25 protein-coding genes are annotated in these 21807 nt (G+C 46.9%); 17 read left to right on the forward strand and 8 right to left on the reverse strand.

The window, feature by feature from the left end; all coding sequences use genetic code 11:
- The first annotated feature begins 194 nt into the window (after positions 1 to 194).
- From astA to V1U08_RS22380, 3 genes are all read left to right on the forward strand, one after another.
- Positions 195 to 1214 (forward strand): arginine N-succinyltransferase, encoded by a 1020-nt coding sequence (astA, locus tag V1U08_RS22370; RefSeq protein ID WP_014233191.1) that lies wholly within the window; start codon positions 195 to 197, stop codon positions 1212 to 1214.
- A 28-nt stretch (positions 1215 to 1242) separates the two neighbouring features.
- Positions 1243 to 2700: a succinylglutamate-semialdehyde dehydrogenase gene (gene astD / locus V1U08_RS22375; RefSeq protein WP_330471439.1), complete on the forward strand. Its 1458-nt coding sequence runs from the start codon at positions 1243 to 1245 to the stop codon at positions 2698 to 2700.
- Between the two features lie 223 nt (positions 2701 to 2923).
- Entirely contained in the window at positions 2924 to 3715 is a 792-nt protein-coding gene (locus V1U08_RS22380; RefSeq protein WP_330471440.1) for a DUF1338 domain-containing protein, read from the forward strand.
- 100 nt (positions 3716 to 3815) lie between these two features.
- Here V1U08_RS22380 and crp read toward each other — a convergent pair whose 3' ends face one another.
- The 6 genes from crp to V1U08_RS22410 all read right to left on the reverse strand — a co-directional run bounded on the left by crp (position 3816) and on the right by V1U08_RS22410 (position 9575).
- Entirely contained in the window at positions 3816 to 4448 is a 633-nt protein-coding gene (gene crp / locus V1U08_RS22385; RefSeq protein WP_005381432.1) for a cAMP-activated global transcriptional regulator CRP, read from the reverse strand.
- A 240-nt stretch (positions 4449 to 4688) separates the two neighbouring features.
- A complete protein-coding gene (locus tag V1U08_RS22390) occupies positions 4689 to 5558 on the reverse strand; it encodes a phosphoribulokinase (protein WP_014233188.1) in 870 nt (289 codons plus the stop codon).
- 136 nt (positions 5559 to 5694) lie between these two features.
- On the reverse strand, positions 5695 to 5907 hold the full coding sequence (locus V1U08_RS22395) for a YheU family protein (protein ID WP_014233187.1): 213 nt from the start codon (positions 5905 to 5907) through the stop codon (positions 5695 to 5697).
- 87 nt (positions 5908 to 5994) lie between these two features.
- Positions 5995 to 7002 (reverse strand): hydrolase, encoded by a 1008-nt coding sequence (locus V1U08_RS22400; protein ID WP_065297459.1) that lies wholly within the window; start codon positions 7000 to 7002, stop codon positions 5995 to 5997.
- 168 nt (positions 7003 to 7170) lie between these two features.
- Positions 7171 to 7659 carry a TIGR02444 family protein gene (locus V1U08_RS22405; RefSeq protein ID WP_014233185.1) on the reverse strand — a complete coding sequence of 163 codons (489 nt, stop codon included), beginning with the start codon at positions 7657 to 7659 and terminating at the stop codon, positions 7171 to 7173.
- Entirely contained in the window at positions 7656 to 9575 is a 1920-nt protein-coding gene (locus V1U08_RS22410) for an ABC transporter ATP-binding protein (protein ID WP_014233184.1), read from the reverse strand. Before V1U08_RS22410 ends, V1U08_RS22405 begins: the two co-directional genes overlap by 4 nt.
- Before the next feature lie 175 nt (positions 9576 to 9750).
- Between V1U08_RS22410 and kefG the strand changes: the two genes are divergently transcribed.
- From kefG to V1U08_RS22435, 5 genes are all read left to right on the forward strand, one after another.
- A complete protein-coding gene (gene kefG, locus V1U08_RS22415) occupies positions 9751 to 10347 on the forward strand; it encodes a glutathione-regulated potassium-efflux system ancillary protein KefG (RefSeq protein WP_330471441.1) in 597 nt (198 codons plus the stop codon).
- Entirely contained in the window at positions 10331 to 12127 is a 1797-nt protein-coding gene (kefB, locus tag V1U08_RS22420; protein ID WP_330471442.1) for a glutathione-regulated potassium-efflux system protein KefB, read from the forward strand. The genes kefG and kefB overlap by 17 nt, the downstream gene beginning before the upstream one ends.
- Before the next feature lie 33 nt (positions 12128 to 12160).
- Positions 12161 to 12361, forward strand: coding sequence for a YheV family putative zinc ribbon protein (locus tag V1U08_RS22425; RefSeq protein WP_014233181.1), 201 nt, complete (start codon positions 12161 to 12163; stop codon positions 12359 to 12361).
- Between the two features lie 92 nt (positions 12362 to 12453).
- The gene (slyD, locus tag V1U08_RS22430; RefSeq protein ID WP_014233180.1) at positions 12454 to 13011 is read left to right on the forward strand and encodes a peptidylprolyl isomerase; all 558 of its coding nucleotides are present in this window, start codon (positions 12454 to 12456) and stop codon (positions 13009 to 13011) included.
- A gap of 116 nt (positions 13012 to 13127) precedes the next feature.
- A complete protein-coding gene (locus V1U08_RS22435) occupies positions 13128 to 14069 on the forward strand; it encodes an isoaspartyl peptidase/L-asparaginase family protein (RefSeq protein ID WP_330471443.1) in 942 nt (313 codons plus the stop codon).
- Positions 14070 to 14140: 71 nt separating this feature from the next.
- Here the strand turns inward: V1U08_RS22435 and V1U08_RS22440 are convergent, their stop codons facing one another.
- On the reverse strand, positions 14141 to 14368 hold the full coding sequence (locus V1U08_RS22440) for a SlyX family protein (RefSeq protein ID WP_014233178.1): 228 nt from the start codon (positions 14366 to 14368) through the stop codon (positions 14141 to 14143).
- On the reverse strand, positions 14365 to 15351 hold the full coding sequence (locus tag V1U08_RS22445) for a WD40 repeat domain-containing protein (RefSeq protein WP_330471447.1): 987 nt from the start codon (positions 15349 to 15351) through the stop codon (positions 14365 to 14367). Before V1U08_RS22445 ends, V1U08_RS22440 begins: the two co-directional genes overlap by 4 nt.
- Positions 15352 to 15479: 128 nt before the next feature.
- Between V1U08_RS22445 and fkpA the strand changes: the two genes are divergently transcribed.
- The 9 genes from fkpA to V1U08_RS22490 form a co-directional block, all read left to right on the forward strand.
- Positions 15480 to 16262: an FKBP-type peptidyl-prolyl cis-trans isomerase gene (fkpA, locus tag V1U08_RS22450; protein ID WP_014233176.1), complete on the forward strand. Its 783-nt coding sequence runs from the start codon at positions 15480 to 15482 to the stop codon at positions 16260 to 16262.
- Between the two features lie 146 nt (positions 16263 to 16408).
- Entirely contained in the window at positions 16409 to 17131 is a 723-nt protein-coding gene (locus V1U08_RS22455; RefSeq protein WP_014233175.1) for a helix-turn-helix transcriptional regulator, read from the forward strand.
- The gene (gene tusD, locus V1U08_RS22460; RefSeq protein WP_330471444.1) at positions 17128 to 17523 is read left to right on the forward strand and encodes a sulfurtransferase complex subunit TusD; all 396 of its coding nucleotides are present in this window, start codon (positions 17128 to 17130) and stop codon (positions 17521 to 17523) included. The genes V1U08_RS22455 and tusD overlap by 4 nt, the downstream gene beginning before the upstream one ends.
- Entirely contained in the window at positions 17520 to 17876 is a 357-nt protein-coding gene (gene tusC, locus V1U08_RS22465; RefSeq protein ID WP_014233173.1) for a sulfurtransferase complex subunit TusC, read from the forward strand. Before tusD ends, tusC begins: the two co-directional genes overlap by 4 nt.
- A 7-nt stretch (positions 17877 to 17883) precedes the next feature.
- Complete coding sequence (gene tusB / locus V1U08_RS22470; RefSeq protein ID WP_330471445.1) at positions 17884 to 18159, forward strand: sulfurtransferase complex subunit TusB; 276 nt, start codon at positions 17884 to 17886, stop codon at positions 18157 to 18159.
- 179 nt (positions 18160 to 18338) lie between these two features.
- On the forward strand, positions 18339 to 18713 hold the full coding sequence (gene rpsL, locus V1U08_RS22475) for a 30S ribosomal protein S12 (RefSeq protein WP_004399892.1): 375 nt from the start codon (positions 18339 to 18341) through the stop codon (positions 18711 to 18713).
- A gap of 101 nt (positions 18714 to 18814) precedes the next feature.
- On the forward strand, positions 18815 to 19285 hold the full coding sequence (rpsG, locus tag V1U08_RS22480; protein WP_005382796.1) for a 30S ribosomal protein S7: 471 nt from the start codon (positions 18815 to 18817) through the stop codon (positions 19283 to 19285).
- Between the two features lie 75 nt (positions 19286 to 19360).
- The gene (fusA, locus tag V1U08_RS22485) at positions 19361 to 21460 is read left to right on the forward strand and encodes an elongation factor G (protein ID WP_014233171.1); all 2100 of its coding nucleotides are present in this window, start codon (positions 19361 to 19363) and stop codon (positions 21458 to 21460) included.
- Positions 21461 to 21613: 153 nt separating this feature from the next.
- A partial coding sequence (locus V1U08_RS22490) for a GTP-binding protein (RefSeq protein WP_330471446.1) occupies positions 21614 to 21807 on the forward strand: 194 nt, incomplete at its 3' end.

The following is a 21807-nucleotide window of genomic DNA, read 5'->3' on the forward strand; positions in this document are numbered from 1 at the left end:
AACGTATTTACCCCCGTTAAGGATTTCTGACGGGGGAGTTTTTCCTAAAATATAAATAACCTCAACTCGGGATAATTTAAGCCAGTCAGCACCGACTCAAGGCTTTAGTAACGAAATGAAAGTTGAAGTTGTTACGACTTTCTTATCCCTGGTTAAGGTTTATTAGGATTTTCTTGCATCTGGAGGGAGTATTGATGCTAGTAGTTCGCCCTATCGCGATGTCGGATTATGATTCGCTGCACACTTGTGCGGTTGAGTCTGGTCACGGATTTACATCTCTACCGGTTAACGAAGAACTGTTAACCAATCGAATCAAACATTCAGAGTACAGCTTTAGCAAACCGGACGTAAATGAGCCGGGTGATGAAGGCTACCTAATGGTCGGCTTTGACTCTGAAACGGGTGAAGTTGCAGGTACGACCGGAATCGAAGCATCTATTGGTTGGGATGTACCTTTCTACTCTTACCACATCAGTAAAGTCGTTCACTCATCGCCTAAGTTAGGCGTGAATAATGTAGTGAAGTTGCTGACGTTTGGTAATAACTACACGGGTAACAGCGAAATCTGTACTCTTTTCTTGCGTGAGAAATTCCGCCAGGGTCTGAATGGTCGCCTGATGTCTAAATGCCGTTTCTTAATGATGGCAGAGCACCCAGAGCGTTTCTCTGAAACCATTTTTGCTGAGATGCGTGGTGTCTCTGATGCAAATGGTAATTCTCCATTCTGGCAGTGGTTACAAGAACACTTCTTCTCGATTGACTTCACTCTTGCGGACTACCTGACAGGTATTGGTAAGAAAGGCTTTATCGCGGACTTAATGCCTAAGCTGCCAATCTACATCAACTTACTCAGCCCAGAAGCACAAGCGGTGATTGGCCAGGTGCATGACAAAACGCGTCCGGCACTCAAACTTCTGGAGCGTGAAGGATTTACTAACCGTGGCTACGTCGACATTTTCGATGCAGGTCCAACGGTAGAGTGCGATCTGCGCAATGTTGAATCTGTGCGCCATTCGTTCCGTGCTCGCGTAAAAATCGCAGCGCATAACAGCACGCAAGACTTCCTGATGTGTAACGCATCATTCGAGAACTTCCGTGCCGCAGCAGCAAAAGCAGCGTATGACCCTGAAACACAGAGTGTTGTACTAGCACCAGAACTTGCCGACGCACTTTTAGTCGAGGAAGGGGACTTCGTTCGCCTTCTACCGCAGTAACAGACGACAGAATTTAAGGATAGTAACAATGACACATTGGATTGCAGGTGAATGGGTACAGGGTCAGGGTGAAGAGTTTACGTCACTGTCTCCATACAATCAGGAAGTGATTTGGCACGGCAAAGGTGCGACGGCTGAGCAAGTAAACCAAGCTGTAGCGGCGGCTCGTGCTGCTTTTGTTGACTGGAAAAATCGTCCATTTGCAGAGCGCGAAGCCATCGTGCTGGCGTTTGCAGAAAAAGTGAAAGAAAACAGCGAAAAAATTGCTGAAGTGATCGCGAAAGAAACGGGTAAACCAATTTGGGAAACCCGCACAGAAGCGGCTGCAATGGCAGGTAAGATCGCAATTTCAATCCGCGCTTACCATGAGCGTACTGGTGAAGCAACGCGTGAAGCTGCGGGTAACCAAATCGTTCTGCGTCACCGTCCTTTGGGCGTGATGGCGGTATTTGGCCCTTACAACTTCCCAGGTCACCTGCCAAACGGCCACATTGTTCCTGCTCTTTTAGCTGGTAATACAGTGGTATTCAAACCATCAGAGCAAACGCCTTGGACTGGCGAGCTGGCGATGAAATTGTGGGAAGAAGCAGGTCTGCCTAAAGGTGTGATTAACCTGGTTCAAGGCGCGAAAGAGACTGGTATTGCTCTTGCGGATGCGAAAGGCATCGACGGTGTCCTATTTACCGGTAGTGCAAACACTGGCCACATTCTGCACCGCCAATTTGCAGGTCAACCTGGCAAAATGTTAGCGCTAGAAATGGGCGGTAACAACCCAATGGTTATCTCTGATAACTACGGTGATCTAGACGCAACGGTTTACACCATCATTCAATCTGCATTCATCAGTGCTGGCCAGCGTTGTACCTGTGCACGTCGCCTGTACGTACCGTTTGGTGAAAAAGGTGATGCATTGATTACTAAATTGGTTGAAGCGACGAATAAGATTCGCGTAGACCAACCATTTGCAGAACCAGCACCGTTTATGGGACCACAAATTTCTGTGGCGGCGGCGAAGTTCATTCTTGATGCGCAAGCTAACCTACAGTCACTGGGTGGAGAGAGCCTAATCGAAGCGAAAGCGGGTGAAGCGGCGTTTGTTTCTCCGGGCATCATTGATGTGACGAATATCGCTGAGTTGCCAGATGAAGAATACTTCGGCCCACTGCTGCAAGTTGTACGTTACGAAGGCTTGGAAAAAGCAGTGGAACTGGCGAATGATACTCGCTTTGGTCTTTCAGCAGGTTTGGTTTCAACTAACGACCAAGAGTGGGAATACTTTGTTGACCACATCCGCGCAGGTATCGTAAACCGCAACCGTCAGTTGACTGGTGCAAGTGGTGACGCGCCGTTTGGTGGTCCTGGTGCATCTGGTAACCTTCGTCCAAGCGCATACTACGCGGCTGACTACTGTGCTTACCCAATGGCATCAATGGAAGGTGGCGAAACACTACTTCCTGCGACATTGAGCCCAGGTGTAGAACTTTAAGTTTCAGAAATAGAGCCACGGCGGTACTTCGTGGCTCGGATTGCCGATGCATCATTAAAGTATGGAGTCTTAATGAGGTCGGCATGAAAATAATTAAAAATGAGTGTACGACTGACTGATACTTCATCACAGGTTAGGCTGCTCGTTCATTATTCTGGACAGCGTTAGCGCTGTGAACGAGCCGCCAACATTCTTACCCTACATCTCGTAACAAGGAGCCGTTATGACCCCTGATGTGTTATTTGAATCTTTATGGCAAGACTACATTCAGCGTCTTTGCCCCTCTGCTGCTAAAGTTCATCAACTTCTTCAAGAAGATGAGTCTTTGATTAACGACCATATTGCACTGCGCACATTCAATGTTGAGCCTCTTGGCATTGAGACGCTGGCGAAGCCATTTTTAGCGATTGGTTACAAGGCGTGTGGTGACTATGTATTTGAAAGCAAAAAGCTTGTCGCTAAGCACTACGAGCACCCAGACCCAAAACAGCCTAAAGTGTTCATCAGTGAGCTCAAAGTAGAAGAGTGTTCGCCAGAGCTACAAGCGATTGTTGCTAAACTGGCAGCACAAGTGGATGCAGATAAACTCGCAGATAGCGCATTTTTACATGGCGGCCGCTTATGGGATCTCAGTTTTGCAGATTACCAGGTTTTGGCAAAAGAGAGTGAATACGCGTCCTGGCTGGCGGCTCATGGATACGGCGCTAACCACTTCACGGTAAGTGTAAATCAACTGAATCAGCATGATGAAGTGAAGCAAGTGAACGATCACTTACGCCAAGCTGGATTTGTGATTAACGAGTCGGGTGGCGAAGTGAAAGGCTCGCCTGAAGTCCTGTTAGAACAGTCTTCAACCATGGCAGATAAAGTGCCGGTTAACTTTACCGAGGGTTCGGAGATCATCCCGGGTGGTTTCTACGAGTTCGCGAAACGCTACCCAATGGACAATGGTGAGCTTTATCCGGGTTTTGTTGCAGCTTCGGCTGATAAAATCTTTGAGAGCACTAACGGTTAAGGCTCTTTTGGCTAGCAATACGTTTTTCTGATCTAAATAAAAAGCCACCAATGTTGCCATTGGTGGCTTTATTCTTTATTTGCGCTACTCGAATCTTAGATTAACGAGTACCGTAAACTACGATAGTTTTACCGTGCGCAGAGATTAGATTCTGCTCTTCTAGCATCTTCAAGATACGACCAACTGTCTCACGAGAACAGCCAACGATTTGACCGATTTCTTGACGAGTGATCTTGATTTGCATGCCATCTGGGTGAGTCATCGCGTCTGGTTGTTTTGCAAGGTTCAGAAGCGTCTGAGCGATACGACCAGTTACGTCTAGGAACGCTAGGTCACCCACTTTTTGGCTGGTTACTTGAAGGCGACGAGCCATCTGCGCAGAAAGACGCATTAGGATGTCTGGGTTTACTTGGATAAGCTGACGGAATTTCTTGAAAGAAATCTCAGCAACTTCGCAAGGAGATTTAGCTCGAACCCAAGCTGTGCGCTCTTGGTCTTCCTCGAATAGACCAAGTTCACCAATAAAGTCTCCTTGGTTTAGGTAAGAAAGGATCATTTCCTTACCTTCTTCGTCTTTGATAAGAACCGCAACAGAACCTTTAACGATGTAGTACAAGGTTTCAGCTTTTTCACCTGCGTGAATCAGCGTGCTCTTTGAAGGGTACTTATGAATGTGACAGTGTGAAAGAAACCACTCTAATGTCGGGTCGGTTTGAGGTTTACCTAGAACCATAATATCTCACTTCCTCTGCAGGGTACGCTTGCGCTATCCATATTTTAGCTAAGCCTGAATCAGGCTTACTAGAATAAGAGCACTTTTTATATGCTGCAAGCTATCTTGTGTTTCGGTAAGAAATAGTATCCTTTTTCTAGGATGATTTCTTGATTTTAATCGTGCCATGGTTGCTATTTTGTACGCAAAACTGTGCACATGATCACGGTATGAAAAGTAAACACTCCGAAAGCGAGATTTTTAGCCAATTTTTCCTGTTTCTATCAGTTGTTGTAGGATAGGCCTCACGATCAGCTCCATTGCAAAACTCATCTTACCGCCCGGCACGACTATCGTGTTGTGACGTGACATAAACGAGCCGTCAATCATGGCCAACAGGTAAGGGAAGTCGACATTCTTGATCCCACGTAGTCGGATGACGACAAAACTTTCATCCAGACTCGGGATGCCTTTCGCGTTGAGTGGGTTCGATGTATCCACGGTTGGCACGCGCTGAAAGTTGATATGAGTACGTGAAAACTGCGGAGTAATGTAATTCAGATAGTCATCCATCGAGCGTACGATGGAGTCCATGACGGCCTCTCTTGAGTGGCCGCGGTCACGCGTATCCCGGACGAATTTTTGGATCCATTCCAAGTTCACAATCGGTACCATGCCAATCAGAAAATCGACATGTTGCGATACATTCACTTCACCATCGACCACGCCACCGTGCAGCCCTTCATAGAAGAGTACGTCGCTGTTGTCTGGTAGGTCTTGCCACGGGGTGAAAGTGCCTGGCATCTGGTTATACGGTACTGCTTCATCAAAAGTGTGCAGATAGCGACGTATGCTGCCAGTACCTTCTTCGCCATATTGGCGGAAAAACTTTTCCAAGCCAGGAAAGTCATTGGCCTGAGGACCAAAGTAGCTGATGTGTCTGCCTTGCTCGCGCGCTTTACGAATTTCGATATCCATTTCCGGGCGAGTAAAGCGATGGAAGCTGTCACCTTCAACCCAGGCTGGTTTGACGTTCATCATATTGAACATCTTACGGAAGGCTTCAGATGTAGTGGTCGTGCCGGCTCCGGATGAGCCGGTAACTGCAATAATTGGGTGTTTAGCTGACATGACAAACCTTGTCGAAAATTACTTTCCTTTAAGTGCAGCAGGCATCCACTGCACAAGTGATAGTCCACTATAGCACGTAACAACGGCTTGTCATCGGGTGGGGTACGGTAAAGTGTGAAGGGCTTGGGGAAAAGACTTAATACTTTGCTTTTAATTGAATATCTACCGTTTCATGCAGTTCGGAATACACGATAACCGCTTCGCCTTTCTCTAGCTGTAATTTAACTTGGTCGATCTTATCTTGTAGAGATACTTCCAGCGTGCCGTAATCTGTCCCTTCACGCAGAACAAATTCACGAATCAGGTTTTCCAGTGTTTCTGGCGCAATGTCTTGCCAAGGAATGATCATAAATACCTCAAAATTTTATGACGAGTGGGTAGGATTTGTTGACCTTTTCAGCAAAAAAATCAGTTCTAAAGGCCAACTTCTCCAAGTCTACTGTGTCTTACGTTTCGATACAGCAGAAAGGTGATCCGCAGCGATACTCTCGTAATAGGAAGGCAACGCTTCTTCCAGCCAAAACTTCGGCTTTAATGCAGACCCTGAGATAAAACCAACATGCCCGCCGTGTTCATACAGGCGATAGTCAATATTGGCAGGCAGGACAAACTTAGGGATAACCTCATCAGTCATAAATGGGTCATCCTTAGCGTGAATGATCAGCGTCGGCAGTTTGATTTGTTGTAACTTGCTCAACCCAGAGCATTGGGTGTAATAGTCTTGAGCATCTTTAAACCCATGCAGAGGGGCGGTGATCAAATCGTCGAACTCTTGTAAGCGCGTGACACGCTTGATTGAATTGTAAGAGAGCGCCAGCTCACCATGGAGTAACGTGTGCTTTTGTAAGGCGTTCCGTTTTAAAGATGAAAGCAAATAGCGGCGGTAAACCTTGGAAAAACCCTGTTCAATGCGGTTAGCGCAAGCCGCTAAGTCGAGAGGAGCAGACACAATCGTTGCCGCTTTCAGTATCGGGTTATCTTGATATTGCGCTAGGTAGTTTGCCAGCATATTTCCCCCTAAGGAAATACCAATGGCGACTTTAGGGTTGTCCGGAAATTGCTTTTCAAGATGTTCAAGGAAAAAGCGAGCGTCTGTCACTTCTCCTGAGTGATAAGCGCGGGCTTTTTTGTTTGGCTTCCCACTACAGCCACGAAAGTGCATCATCACCGAAAGCCAGCCAGACTGAGCAAACGCGTTCATGAGTCCGTTGGCATACGGGCTGTAGAAGCAGCCTTCCAAGCCGTGAAACAGGATAAAAATAGGTTTGTGCTGAGCGGTTTCTTTGTTTGGATCTTCACTCCAGGCGATATCGAGAAAATCGCCATCCGTGGTATCCAGCGTTTGCCAGACAGGGGCAAACAACGCTTTTTTACGAATAAAGCGTGGTAGAAGGGTCTGGAGGTGTGGGTTTTTCATCCCAGCGGCTGCTAAAAATTGTGTCATACCTAACTGCTCTTATGCGTCCTCCAACATCCATGGGAGAACTTATTAATATAATCCTTTATAAATATTATAGGTACTTTATACCTAAATGACTTCAAGATGCAGGATTCAGAGTGTTGTCACCGGAGCCAGTTCAAGGAACCAGCATTCCACGTTGTTTAATACAATTTATGGATGCTTTGGCGGGTGAATATTTGGCACTGGGATAGCAAAAGCTTGTTGTAAATGTTCACCGCCTAACTGACGGCAATATCTGAGTGTGAGAGGATCACCGTCGTTTTTTATCAGGCTGAGCGAGTTGATGCAGTCGACTAAATCGGATTGCTGCTGTTTTTCTAGCTGAAGCTCAAACTGCAGTGTTTCGCGATACAATGCATCATTGACTTGAGATTTGAGGTGGCGTCTCAGGTCGCGAAAAGAGTGTAGCAAGGTCTCACTTCGGCCTAGACAGCTTTGAACCAAATGCCAGTCTTTTTCTTGGAAGATAAGCTGCTGCTCATCGAGCCATCGGAGCAGCAGTAACAGATTCACGTTGCCGTGATAGTTGTTTTGTAATGATAAGCACGCTTCTTTTACTTCCCGGACACCATAAAACTGCAAACTGAATTGCCATAGATGCTCTAAGGTAAGGGTGTATTCTGCGTGCTTATTTGTCATTGATTAAACTCTAGCTCCATCTGCTCTAACTCTTCCTGAACAGACATCCATTCCATCTCAACTTCTTCGAGCTCTGATTTGCTCGATGATTGAAGCGCTAACACTTCATTTAGTTTAGCTTTATTTTCGGCTTCATACAGTGAGTTATCCGCCAATTGCTCTTCTGCTTTTGCTAGTGCTGCACCCAACTTATCCATTTTATTTTCTAATTGTGTCAGCGTTTTGCGAATTGGTGCCGTTTGTTTACGAAATTCGGCTTCGCGGCGCTTCTGCTCTTTTTTGGCAGAGGCACTGTTGGCGGTGTCCTTTGCGGGTTGCGATGCCTGCGCCTCTTTACGCTCAACTCTTTGTTGCTCTGTTAGCCATTTGTAGTAGTCATTTAAGTCACCATCAAATGGCGCAACTTGGCGGTCATGAACGAGATACAAGTCATCTGTCGTTGCACGTAACAGGTAGCGGTCGTGCGACACGATCACCATTGCGCCTTCGAACGTTTGCAACGCCATCGTTAATGCCTGACGCATGTCTAAGTCTAGGTGGTTGGTTGGTTCATCGAGTAGTAACAGGTTTGGTTTCTGCCAAACGATCAATGCCAAGACCAAACGTGCTTTTTCACCACCGGAAAATGGTGCAACTTTTTCCAGCGCTTTGTCGCCCTGGAAGCCAAAGCTACCCAAGTAGTCACGCAATTGTTGCTCGGTTTGATCCGGCGCGATTTGCATCATGTGTTGCAGCGGCGTTTCTTCCGGATGGAGAGTTTCAAGCTGGTGCTGAGCGAAGTAGCCAATCTTCACGCCTTGTGAGTAGGTCAGGTCGCCGCCTTGTGCTTTGAGCTCGCCAGATAGCAGTTTGATCAGCGTTGATTTACCCGCGCCGTTACGACCAAGTAGACCGATGCGGCTGCCCGGGACTAGGTTAAGGCGGATTTTCTCCAGAATTAAGTTGTCATCGTAGCCTGCCGAGACATCATCCATCATCATGATTGGATTTGGCAAAGCGGCAGGTTCACGGAATTCAAAACTGAACGGGTTATCGAACTGCGCTGGTAGCACTTTCTCCATGCGTTCCAGTGCTTTAATACGGCTTTGCGCCTGACGTGCTTTGGACGCTTTGTAGCGGAATCGGTCGATGTAGCTTTGCATGTGCGACATCTGCTTCTGCTGCTTTTGGTACATAGCTTGCTGCAGAATCATTTTTTGTGCGCGCTGGTTTTCGAATGACGAGTAGTTGCCCGTGTATTCATTGAGCTGCTGGTTCTCGATGTGGATGATGCGTCCCACGATAGGATCGAGAAAATCACGGTCGTGCGAGATCAGAATCAGCGTACCCGGGTAGTTTTGTAGCCAGCGTTCCAGCCACATTACCGCATCCAAATCCAAGTGGTTGGTTGGCTCATCGAGCAATAGTAAATCTGACCGACAAAGCAGCGCTTGAGCCAGGTTAAGGCGCATACGCCAACCACCAGAAAATTGAGTCAGACTCCAGCTCATCTGTTCCTGACTGAACCCTAAGCCATCAAGCAACTCTGCTGCACGGGCGCGAATGCTGTAACCACCAATGGTTTCGATTTTGCCGTGAATTTCCGCAACCAGAGTACCGTTGTCTTGCTCTTCAGCCGCTTCGAGTTGCTGTTCAAGGCCGCGAAATTCACGATCGCCATCAATGACATACTCTAATGCACTGCGTTCCAGCGCCGGGGTTTCCTGTGCTACCCATGCCAGTTCCCAGTGCTGTGGTTGGCTGAATGAGCCAGCATCAATGGACAGTTCGTCTTTTAGCAAAGCAAACAGGGTGGACTTACCACAGCCATTTTTGCCCACTAAGCCGACTTTATCTCCGGGATGGATAGTCGCAGAAGCTTGATCTAAAAGAGGTTTACCGCCACGCAGTAACTGAATATCAGAAAAGGTAATCATAGAGTCGTCATTCACTTTGCGCAGTGCGCGTTGCTTTGTCACTAAGGTCGTTATCTAGCGGTGAATAGTAGGGGTATTGGCGCTAAAAGTCGATCTCTGCGCACGAATTGCATTATGCTGCACAAAAACGTATAACATTTTGATAACGGATAAAAATGACCACAAGGACGACCATTTGGCTATAACAGCGTCTAGCCCCCCAAGAGTTCTGGTTATCTATGCACACCCAGAACCCTATAACTCGATTGCCAATCAAGTGATGATAAAGAGAATTCAATCACTTGATCACGTAACGGTGCACGATCTGTATGGTGCGTATCCAGACTTCTTTATTGATATTAGCCACGAACATGAGCTCTTGATGGCGCATGATGTGATCGTATTTCATCATCCTCTTTATATGTATTCCTGTCCTGCTTTGTTAAAAGAGTGGCTGGATCGCGTGCTTGGTAAAGGCTTTGCGTTCGGAGATGGTTGCGCTCTGAAAGGGAAATACTGGCGCAGCGTGATCACTACGGGCGGCAAAGAGGAAGCATTCAGTACTAAAGGCTACAACAAATATCCGTTAGAGCAGATTCTTCAGCCATTTGAGTTGACTGCGGCACTGTGTCAAATGCATTGGCTGGAACCACTGGTTCTGTATTGGTCACGAAATGTCTCCGATATTGAGCGTTATGACCATGCGGAGCAGTATCGTCGATGGTTGGGCGATCCTTTGAAAGACTGGAACGCAGCAAACGAACAGGGAGTTCAGCATGGCAGTCACCAGTGAGTTTCTTCAAAGCAGTGTGGTGTTCCTTTCCGCTGCGGTTATCGCCGTACCACTCGCCCAGCGACTTGGTCTGGGCTCGGTGCTGGGCTATCTATTAGCGGGCGTCTTGATTGGCCCATGGGGATTAGGGTTGATCAGTGATGTAGATGAAATTTTGCACTTTGCTGAGCTCGGGGTCGTATTGCTGCTGTTCTTAATTGGCCTCGAATTGAATCCCAAAAAACTGTGGCAGATGCGAGGGCCGATTTTAGGACTTGGTGGTGCGCAGGTTGTGGTGACCACATTTGTTATCGGCAGTATTGTCAGTTTGTTCGGGTTGAGCATGCAAGTGAGCCTGGTGATTGGGATGGGACTGGCGCTGTCTTCAACCGCTATTGCGTTGAGAGTGATTGAAGAGCAAGGGCTGAATGGCACGGAGACCGGGCAGTCAGGCTTTGCAGTTCTTCTGTTTCAGGATATTGCCGTCATCCCGATGTTGGCCATACTGCCTCTGTTAGCCGGGGGACAAACTGGCGGAGATTGGTTAGATGTATTGACGGTGCTCGGCAGCGTTATTGCATTGCTGATTGGCGGCCACTTCTTGCTGCGTCCTCTGTTTCGATTTGTTGTCATGAGCGGGGTGCGTGAGCTATTTACCGTTGCAGCTTTATTGGTTGTTCTGGGCATTTCGGTTGTGATGCAAAAGCTGGGCTTATCGATGGCGCTTGGCACCTTCCTGGCTGGTGTACTACTGGCGGAAAGTGAATATCGTCATGAGTTAGAGATAGCTATCGAGCCTTTTAAAGGTTTGCTACTCGGGTTGTTTTTCATTGCTGTTGGTATGGCGGTGAACCTTGGTTTACTGGCTCTGCAACCTTTGGAGATCCTTACTGCAGTTGTGGTATTGGTATCGGTGAAAGGGTTGGTTCTGTACGCACTGGCGCGTGCTGCCCGTGTTCGCACAAAAGCACGTAGCCGTATGGCGGCCATTTTGAGCCAGGGCGGGGAGTTTGCGTTCGTGATTTTCACAGCGGCGAGCCAGGAAGGCATCTTAACTCAACAGCAAGTGGCGTTTTTGTTGGTCGTGGTCAGTTTATCGATGGTGACCACGCCGCTCATTTTGATGGGACAAAAGAAGTGGTTTGCACATACGCTTAACCAAGAAGAAGAAAGCGTCACCAGCAATGTGGTCGACCGTCGTCCACGGGTAATCATCGCGGGTTTTGGTCGTTTCGGTCAGGTGGTTGGGCGTTTGATGTATGCCAACAAAATTAAAGTGACGGTATTAGAAAGTGATGCCAGCCAAATTCACCTGCTACGTAAATATGGCTACAAAGTGTTTTATGGTGATGCAACCCAGATTGATTTGTTGCGCGCAGCTGGCGCGGATAAAGCGGAAGCCTTGGTGATTTGTACTGATTCGCCAGATGAAGTCATGGCGATCGTCGACATCTGCCGGGCACATTTTCCTAAGCTTAAATTACTTGCTCGAGCCCGAAGCCGGGTTGAAGCCTACCAGCTGATGAGCCATGGTGTGCAAAACTACTCGCGTGAAACCTTCTTAGGGGCTCTTGATCTTGGTCGTCAGACGCTTGTAGAACTCGGCATGCACCCATATCAAGCAAAGCGGGCAGAAGCACATTTTCGTAAGTTAGATAATGCTATGCTTAAAGACTTACTGCCTCAACACAGTGAAGATAAGAAACTCGCTCAAAGAGCGAAAGAAGCTCGTAAAGAGCTAGAAGAAATTTTTGGTCGTGAAATGGAAAGCGATCATCAGTCGCCCAATCATTGGAAGTAGTACTTGAACTTAGGTTCAAGATAAGGAAATAGCGTGAAAATTAAAAAACGTTTTATTGCTGGTGCAAGTTGTCCACAGTGCAGCCAGCAAGATACCCTACGCTGGTGGATAGAGAACAACATTGAGTTGGTAGAGTGCGTTGAGTGTGATTATACAGAGCAGCGTAAACCGCAATCTGTAGAGAAAAATAAACACTCAGGGCAGGAAATGATCGGGATTTTTAAGCCGGAGTAATTGAACTTCGATAATAGATCCCCATAATACACCGTATCAACTCAGTACTTAACCCCGTTCAGGTTAAGTCAATTAATCTCTCTGGAGTTAGTATGAAAATCGAAAAGAACGTTGTTGCAAGCCTTGCATACAAAGTAATGTTGGAAGACGGTGTTGTTGTTGATCAATCAACAACTGAAGCACCTCTTGATTACCTTCACGGTCACAACAACCTAATCACAGGTCTTGAAAAAGAACTTGAAGGTAAAGTGGCAGGCGACAAGTTCTCTGCAACTGTAGCTCCTGAAGATGCTTACGGCGAGCACAACGACGCGCTTGTTCAACGTGTTCCTGCAGAAGTGTTCCAGGGTGTTGACCAAATCGAAGTAGGTATGCGTTTCCTAGCGGATACTGATCAAGGTCCAATCCCTGTAGAAGTAACAGAAGTAGACGGCGAAGAAGTAGTGGTTGATGGTAACCACATGCTTGCTGGTCAAACACTGACGTTTGAAGTTGAAGTCGTAGCAACTCGCGAAGCAACTGCAGAAGAGATCGAACACGGTCACATCCACCAAGGTGGTGGTTGTTGTGGTGGTCACGATCATGACCACGATCACGACCATGATCATGAAGGCGGCTGTTGTGGCGGCGGTAGCTGCGGTTCTCACTAATTCGCAGTTAACACCTTCTAAATTCTGAATGAAAAAGCGCAAGTTGATCGTCAACTTGCGCTTTTTGTTTATCTGATGTTTAGTGCTGAATAGTTAATTCAGTTGTTGGTAACGTTATGAACAAACCATTCTCCATCGCCATTCACGGCGGCGCTGGCACAATAGTACGTGAACAAATGAGTGATTCACTGCAACAAGCTATTTTGACGGATCTGGAAGCTGCCGCAAAAGCGGGTCATCAGATATTGGCGAACGGCGGCGCGTCACTCGATGCGGTCGTTGCTGCAGTCAAAGTGCTGGAAGATTCCCCTCACTTCAATGCTGGTAAAGGCTCAGTATTAACACACAATGAAATGGTTGAGATGGACGCTTCAATCATGGATGGCAGTAATTTGGCTGCTGGTGCGGTGGCGGGTGTCAGGCATATTAAAAACCCGATTGAGCTGGCGCGAGATGTGATGCTAAAGAGCAATCATGTCCTGCTGGTTGGGGAGGGGGCCGAAAAATTCGCCTTTGAAAATGGTCACCAATATACAGAACAAGATTATTTCTTTACTGATCGACGTTACGAACAGCTGATCTCGATGCGAGAGAAAGGGGAGTTCGCGCTTTCTGAGTCTCGTTATCCTGATGATCGTAAACACGGAACGGTCGGTGCGGTTGCTTTGGATCAGCATGGTAACTTAGCGGCGGCGACCAGCACGGGTGGCGTGACGAACAAAAAATACGGTCGGATTGGTGATTCAGCGTTGATCGGCTGTGGAACCGTGGCTGAAAACGGTGTAGTTGCGGTTTCTACCACGGGCATGGGCGAGTTCTTTATTCGTAAACGCGTCGCAGAAGATGTGGCGGCACGAATACGCTATCTCAAAGAAGATGTACATACCGCCTGTGAGACAGTGATTCAGGGCGATCTAAAAGCCATGGGTGGGGAAGGTGGTTTGATTGCTATCGATGCCGAGGGAGAACTGCATTTTGCGATGAACAGTTCCGGCATGTACCGGGCGGGTATCAACACTCAAGGCGAGTTGAGTGTAAAAATCTATGCGGATGAATAACCTTTGAAATAGAGCCCCAAAAACAAAGCCCAGCTTATTGCCGGGCTTTGTTTCGTCTTTCTCGCCACACATTAGTAGTGTGGTGGTGGCGGCTCATTGGCTGGATCTTCCATATTGGATGAATCCATATTTTTTACTTTGCCCACCACGTATTTCATCTGATCTTGCATCTTAGTAATCAGCAATTGTTGCTGAGATAACGCTTGGTTCAGATCGTCAATCGTCTGTTCTTGGAACGCAGCCTGACACTCAAGGTCATTAATACGCGCTTCCAGTTGCTGAATAAGTTTTTCTGTCATGATCCGTTCTCTAACTGCCAAGCCTGGGCGATACCTGCGGAAGTGGCAGTAATTACACGTTGTTTGGCATCAAAGGCTGCATCATACACGACCGCACGAGGAGGGCGAGTATCTTTTTTCGGCTCGACTTCGAATCCATCGACTCGTTTACCGCTCTGAGTATCCCACACGGACACGCGACCGGATGGGCTGCCAGTGACCAGTTGAGAGCCGTCATCAGAGAACCTTGCGGTGGAGAATATCAGCTGACGAGACCAGCTGCTCAACTCCGACACTTTTTCACCTGTCTCCAAATTCCAGATAATGGATTGGTTGCCGCCATCCGAGCTCATCGCCAGTTTCCCATCGCGTTGCAAAGCAACCCTTACCACTCGTTGTTCATGCTCAAAGGCTCGCAGAATCTGTCCGGACTCGGTATCCCAGAGAAAGGCCTTATAGTCATTGCCACCCGTTAGCGCAAAACGGCCATTGGGAGATATAGCCACGCTGTTGACTTTTTCTTGATGAGCAAGGAACTCCAGACGACGCCCGGTGACTAAGTTGACATAAATCGCTTTACCGTTTGAAAGGCCAAGCAGCACTTGTTCGCCGTTACTGGTGATGTCTATATCGCGAATCAGAGCATCTGAAATTGACCAAAGCCCCTTGGCTTGTGTCCAGCCGAGATCCCAGACCGCGAAGTTCATCTGGCCTGCAGTCACCGCATAACGGCCGTTGTCTGAGATGCGAATATGTGACACCACATTCGCATCAGCATCCAGTTCGCCCAGTTTGGCTAATTGTTCATTTTGCTCAAGGTCCCATAATATTAAGTGATCTATTTGAGAGTAGAGCAGTGCGAATCTGCCATCGCGGCTCAGTGCAAAACTGGTCGACCCTTGCGGTTCAAGGGGCCAGCGTTGCACTTCAGACTCGGTAAAAAAGCAACCATTTAACGTGGTGATGACAATTAAATATAGGAATAAATGAGAAATTCTTTGCATCACATCTAATAATCCAGTTTGTGTCTTAAGACATATAGCTAGTATATTGGTATAACGATTGTCTTCACTAGTCTCATAGAAGAATTGTGCACAACAACCAATGGCTAAGCCATTATTGGGAGAATTTAATGAAATCAGTTTTAAAAGTGTCGCTACTTGCTGCAACAGTAATGCTAGCGGTAGGCTGTCAGAAAGAAGAAACAAAAGCAGAAGAAGCTGCACCTCAAGCTGAGCAAGTTCAAGCAGAAACTGGCAAAGCAGTTCACTTTAAAACCGACGATGACAAAGCGGCGTACGCAATTGGCGTTTCATTTGCTAACTACCTAAGCACTAGCATCGAGAAACCAAGCGAAATCGGCATCGACCTAAACAAAGACCTTGTTCTTAAAGGTATTGAAGATGTATTTAAAGGCAACGCTGAGCTAAATGAAGAAGAAACTCGCGCAGCGCTAGAATCTCTGGATAAGCGCGTAGCGGACAAGATGCAAGCGCAAGCGGCTGAGAAAGCGGCAGCAGCGAAGAAAGCTGGCGATGACTTCCGCGCTGAGTTTGAGAAGCAAGAAGGCGTAGTGAAAACGGAATCTGGTCTTCTTTACCAAGTGATCACTCCAGCAGAAGGCGAGAAGCCAAAAGATACTGACACAGTACAGGTTCACTACAAAGGCACACTGACTGATGGTACTCAGTTCGATAGCTCATACGATCGTGGCGAGCCGGCAACATTCCCTCTAAACCGTGTAATTCCAGGTTGGACGGAAGGCGTGCAGCTAATGCCTGTAGGTTCTAAATTCAAGTTCGTTATCCCACCAGAGCTTGCTTACGGCGACCAAGACACGCCAAGCATTCCTGCTAATTCAACGCTCGTATTCGAAGTTGAACTGCTAAAAGTAGAGAATGATAAAGCTGAGTAATCAGAATAACTCAAGCTAAGTTATTGAAAAAGGTCCGTTTAACGGGCCTTTTTTGTTCTAGGTCACTAGTTGGAGAGTTTGCTAGGTTGACTTTCAAATTTTCTGATAAACTTACACCAATTTGTTGATTTTTCGCTCGAAGGCTTATGACAACTACAGAAACAATTAATGCGGAGATGTTGCTCGAAATGGAATCCGTCAACGTGATGCCATTCACTGAGCACGATAAAATCATCTTGAGGTCTTACGAGGCGGTCGTTGATGGTATTGCCAGTCTGATTGGCCCGTTCTGTGAAATCGTTCTTCACTCTCTGGAAGATCTAAATACCTCTGCGATTAAAATAGCCAATGGTGAAAATACAGGTCGTCAGGTTGGCTCACCTATCACAGATTTAGCACTGAAAATGCTCAAAGACATCGAAGGCTCTGAGCGCAATTTCTCTCGTTCGTACTTTACGCGTGCGAAAGGCGGCGTGTTGATGAAGTCGATCACGGTCGCTATCCGTAATGGCGAGAACCGTGTTATTGGCCTGCTATGTATTAACGTCAATCTGGATGCGCCATTCTCGCAAGTGTTGCAATCTTTTATGCCAACACAAGAGGCCAAAGAGGCGGCATCATCAGTGAACTTCGCAAGTGATGTTGAAGAGCTGGTGGACCAGACGGTTGAGCGCACGATTGAAGAAATTAATGCGGACAAATCGGTATCAAACAACACTAAGAACCGTCAGATCGTTATGGAACTGTACGACAAAGGTATTTTTGACATCAAAGATGCGATTAACCGCGTCGCTGATCGTCTGAATATCTCTAAGCACACGGTCTATTTATACATTCGTCAGCGTAAAACTGAGGACGAATCAGAGTGAGTGGATTAACTTACACTTTGCTTGTAAATGGCCCAGTGTACGGTAGCCAGTCTGCCCGCAGCGCCTATCAATTTGCCAAAGCGGTGGTTGAGCAAGGGCACACGGTAGTGAGTGTGTTTTTCTACCAAGAGGGCGTGAGCAATGGTAGCGCACTGAGTGTACCAGCCAACGATGAGTTCGATTTGAATAAAGCATGGCAAGTCTTCGCTGAGGAGCACAGCGTGCGCCTTGAAACTTGCGTGGCAGCGGCATTGCGTCGCGGGATTGTGAGTGAAGAAGAAGCCAACCAGCACGGCTTAAGTCAAAACAATTTAGCGCAAGGTTTTACTCAGGCAGGATTAGGCAGTTTAGCCGAAGCAATGCTAACCCAGGACCGAGTGGTGCAGTTTTGAGCCAGTTAACTTATTTATTTCGTAGCGCGCCTCACGGGCAGTCCTCTGGACGCGAGGGTGTGGATGCCCTGCTTGCCGCTTCCGCCTATTGCGAAGACATTAGCGTGATATTTATCGGCGATGGTGTTTACCAGCTTTTGCTAGGGCAAGATCCATCAGCCATTCTAAGCAAAGATTACGCACCTATGCTCAAGCTGTTCGATCTGTATGATATTGAACAAGTGTTTGTTTGCTCTGATTCACTTGCGCAGCGAGGATTAGCTCAAGCCGACTTGGTCATCGATGCACAGGCGTTAACGCTTGAACAAGTTAAAGAGAAACTGCAACAAGCAGGCAAACTACTGTCATTCTGAGGACGCCATGTTACATATCATCAAAACCGTCTCTGCCCTAGAAGATGCTGTGACTCTTTGGAGTGAACAAGACGACATTTTACTCATTGAAGATGCTGTGTACGCTGCAAACCCGCAGCATCAAGCGTTCCATCATGTCAAGAACGCGGCTGTCTTCGCTCTCGAGAGCGATATTCAAGCCAGAGGAATGGCAAATCGCATCAGTCCTTCCGTTAGTGTAGTGACCTATACTGGCTTCGTTGAATTGACCGTAAAACAAGATAAATCCCTTACTTGGGATTGAACATGAATTACTGTCGATAAAGCTTTACGGACTAATTACCCCAATTGAACAAAAAAGATCCGTATATTTCTTGACACACCTCTCACTGCTGCATAGAATTTTGCGTCCCTAAATGCCTAAAGGTAATTAGGGCTAGATTTTTCACAAAGCTTACTTTCAAGTAAATCAGGAGCTAGTTAATGGCAACTATTAACCAGTTGGTACGTAAGCCACGTGCAAAGCAAGTTGTTAAAAGCAACGTGCCTGCACTAGAAGCGTGCCCACAAAAACGTGGTGTATGTACACGTGTTTACACTACTACACCTAAAAAACCTAACTCAGCACTTCGTAAAGTTTGTCGTGTTCGTCTGACAAACGGTTTCGAAGTTACTTCGTACATCGGCGGTGAAGGTCACAACCTTCAAGAGCACTCAGTTGTTCTAATCCGTGGTGGTCGTGTTAAAGACCTTCCAGGTGTGCGTTACCACACTGTTCGCGGCGCACTAGACTGTGCTGGCGTAAATGACCGTAAACAAGGTCGTTCTAAGTACGGTGTGAAGCGTCCTAAGTCTTAATGGATTCCGTTAAGTAAGGCCAAACACTAAATTATTTTTAATTTTTTGAAAAAACTGAAAAGTTTTGGATAAAACCTGAAGAAGACAACGGAGATAAATCCATGCCACGTCGTCGCGTCATTGGTCAGCGTAAGATCCTTCCAGATCCAAAATTCAAATCTGAATTGCTGGCAAAATTCGTTAACATCCTAATGGTTGACGGTAAAAAATCTACTGCAGAGAAAATCGTTTACACTGCACTAGATGCTATGGCTGAAAAGTCTGGTAAAGACCACTTAGCTATTTTTGAAGAAGCTCTTGAAAACGTACGCCCTGCGGTAGAAGTTAAATCTCGCCGTGTTGGTGGTTCAACTTACCAAGTACCTGTAGAAGTACGTCCGGTTCGCCGTAACGCACTTGCTATGCGTTGGTTGGTTGAAGCTGCGCGCAAGCGTGGTGAAAAATCTATGGCTCAACGCCTAGCTGCTGAAATGCTAGACGCGTCTGAGAACAAAGGTACTGCGGTTAAGAAACGTGAAGACGTTCACCGCATGGCTGACGCAAACAAAGCGTTCGCTCATTACCGCTGGTAATACCTTCTGTGCTGCGAGGTTCTCTCGCAGCACTTTTCTATACTCTAAGGTACACCTTAGTAAGAGGATACAATCGTGGCTCGTAAAACTCCTATTGAGCGCTACCGTAATATCGGTATCTGTGCTCACGTAGATGCAGGAAAAACAACCACAACTGAGCGTATTCTGTTCTACACTGGCCTTTCTCACAAAATCGGCGAAGTTCACGATGGTGCAGCAACCATGGACTGGATGGAGCAGGAGCAGGAACGTGGTATCACTATCACTTCAGCTGCGACTACGACATTCTGGCGTGGTATGGAAGCACAATTCCCAGAGCATCGCGTAAACATCATTGATACCCCTGGACACGTTGACTTTACTATCGAAGTAGAGCGTTCTCTTCGTGTACTTGATGGTGCTGTGGTTGTGTTCTGTGGCTCATCTGGTGTTGAACCTCAGTCTGAAACTGTATGGCGTCAAGCAGACAAATACCACGTTCCACGTATGGTTTTTGTTAACAAGATGGACCGTGCAGGCGCAGACTTCCTACGCGTTGTGGACCAAATTAAAAATCGTCTTGGTGCGAATCCTGTTCCAATCCAACTTAACGTTGGTGCTGAAGAGGACTTCAAAGGTGTCATCGACCTTATTAAGATGAAAATGATCAACTGGAGTGAAGCCGACCAAGGCATGTCGTTCACATACGAAGACATTCCAGCTGACATGATCGAGCTTGCCGAAGAATGGCGCAACCATATGGTTGAATCTGCTGCGGAAGCTAGCGAAGAGCTGATGGACAAGTACCTTGAAGAAGGTGAGCTGACTGAAGCTGAGATCAAACAAGCGCTACGTACTCGTACACTAAATAACGAAATTGTACTTGCCACTTGTGGTAGTGCGTTTAAGAACAAAGGTGTTCAAGCGGTACTAGATGCAGTGATCGAATTCTTGCCATCACCAGCTGATGTACCTGCAATTAAAGGTGTTGATGAAAGAGAAAATGAAGTTGAGCGTCACGCTGACGACAACGAACCTTTCTCTGCGCTAGCGTTTAAGATCGCGACTGACCCATTTGTGGGTACGCTTACTTTCATGCGTGTTTACTCTGGTGTAGTAAACTCAGGTGACGGTGTCTACAACTCTGTAAAAGAGAAGAAAGAGCGTTTTGGTCGTATCGTTCAGATGCATGCCAACAAGCGTGAAGAAGTTAAAGAAGTTCGCGCTGGTGATATCGCCGCTGCTATTGGTCTGAAAGACGTAACTACAGGTGACACTCTATGTGACCAGAACCACAAAGTGATTCTGGAACGTATGGAATTCCCTGAGCCAGTTATTCAGATTGCTGTAGAACCTCGTTCTAAGGCAGACCAAGAAAAAATGGGTATCGCGCTAGGTAAACTGGCTGCTGAAGATCCATCATTCCGCGTGGAAACGGACGACGAAACAGGTCAGACTCTGATCTCAGGTATGGGTGAACTTCACCTAGATATCATCGTTGACCGTATGAAGCGTGAATTCAGCGTTGATTGTAACGTTGGTAAACCTCAGGTTGCTTACCGTGAAACCATTCGTGGTAAAGCGGAAGTGGAAGGTAAGTTTGTTCGTCAATCAGGTGGTCGTGGTCAATACGGTCATGTGTGGATCAAACTTGAGCCTTCAGAGCCTGGTGAAGGTTTCGTATTCGTCGACGAAATCGTGGGTGGTGTGGTTCCTAAGGAATACATCAGCTCGGTATCGAAAGGTATCGAAGAGCAAATGAATAGTGGTGTTCTAGCGGGTTACCCTGTACTAGATATTAAAGCTACACTATTTGATGGTTCTTACCACGATGTAGACTCAAGTGAGATGGCGTTTAAGATCGCTGGCTCAATGGCATTCAAGAAAGGTGCACTAGAAGCGCAACCTGTGATTCTAGAGCCAATGATGAATGTCGAAGTAACCACTCCGGAAGATTGGATGGGTGACGTTGTTGGTGACCTAAACCGTCGTCGCGGTATCATCGAAGGTATGGATGAAGGTGTGGCTGGTCTGAAGATCATCCGTGCTCAAGTTCCACTATCTGAGATGTTTGGTTACGCAACAGACCTACGTTCTGCAACTCAAGGCCGTGCGTCTTACTCTATGGAGTTTCACGAGTACGCTGAAGTGCCGAAAAACTTCGCAGATAAAATTATTGCAGAGCGTGGTTACTAATTGACGACTGAACGGCAAAAAGTTTACGACTTTTTGCCAGATCAAGCCGTCCAAATATTGCGCTAACGAGCGTTGGCGCATAAAATAACATTTTCTGGCGCGTCGTCGATCAATAATGATCACGGCGAATCATAACTAGGAAGGAACACGATTGTGTCTAAAGCAAAATTTGAACGTGTAAAACCACACGTAAACGTTGGTACTATCGGCCACGTTGACCACGGTAAAACAACTCTAACAGCAGCTATCTGTACTACTCTTGCTAAAGTGTACGGCGGTGAAGCGAAAGACTTCGCATCTATCGATAACGCTCCAGAAGAGCGTGAGCGCGGTATCACAATCTCTAC

Origin of the sequence: Vibrio sp. YYF0003 (assembly GCF_036350715.1) — a bacterium.
GTDB lineage: Bacteria > Pseudomonadota > Gammaproteobacteria > Enterobacterales > Vibrionaceae > Vibrio > Vibrio natriegens.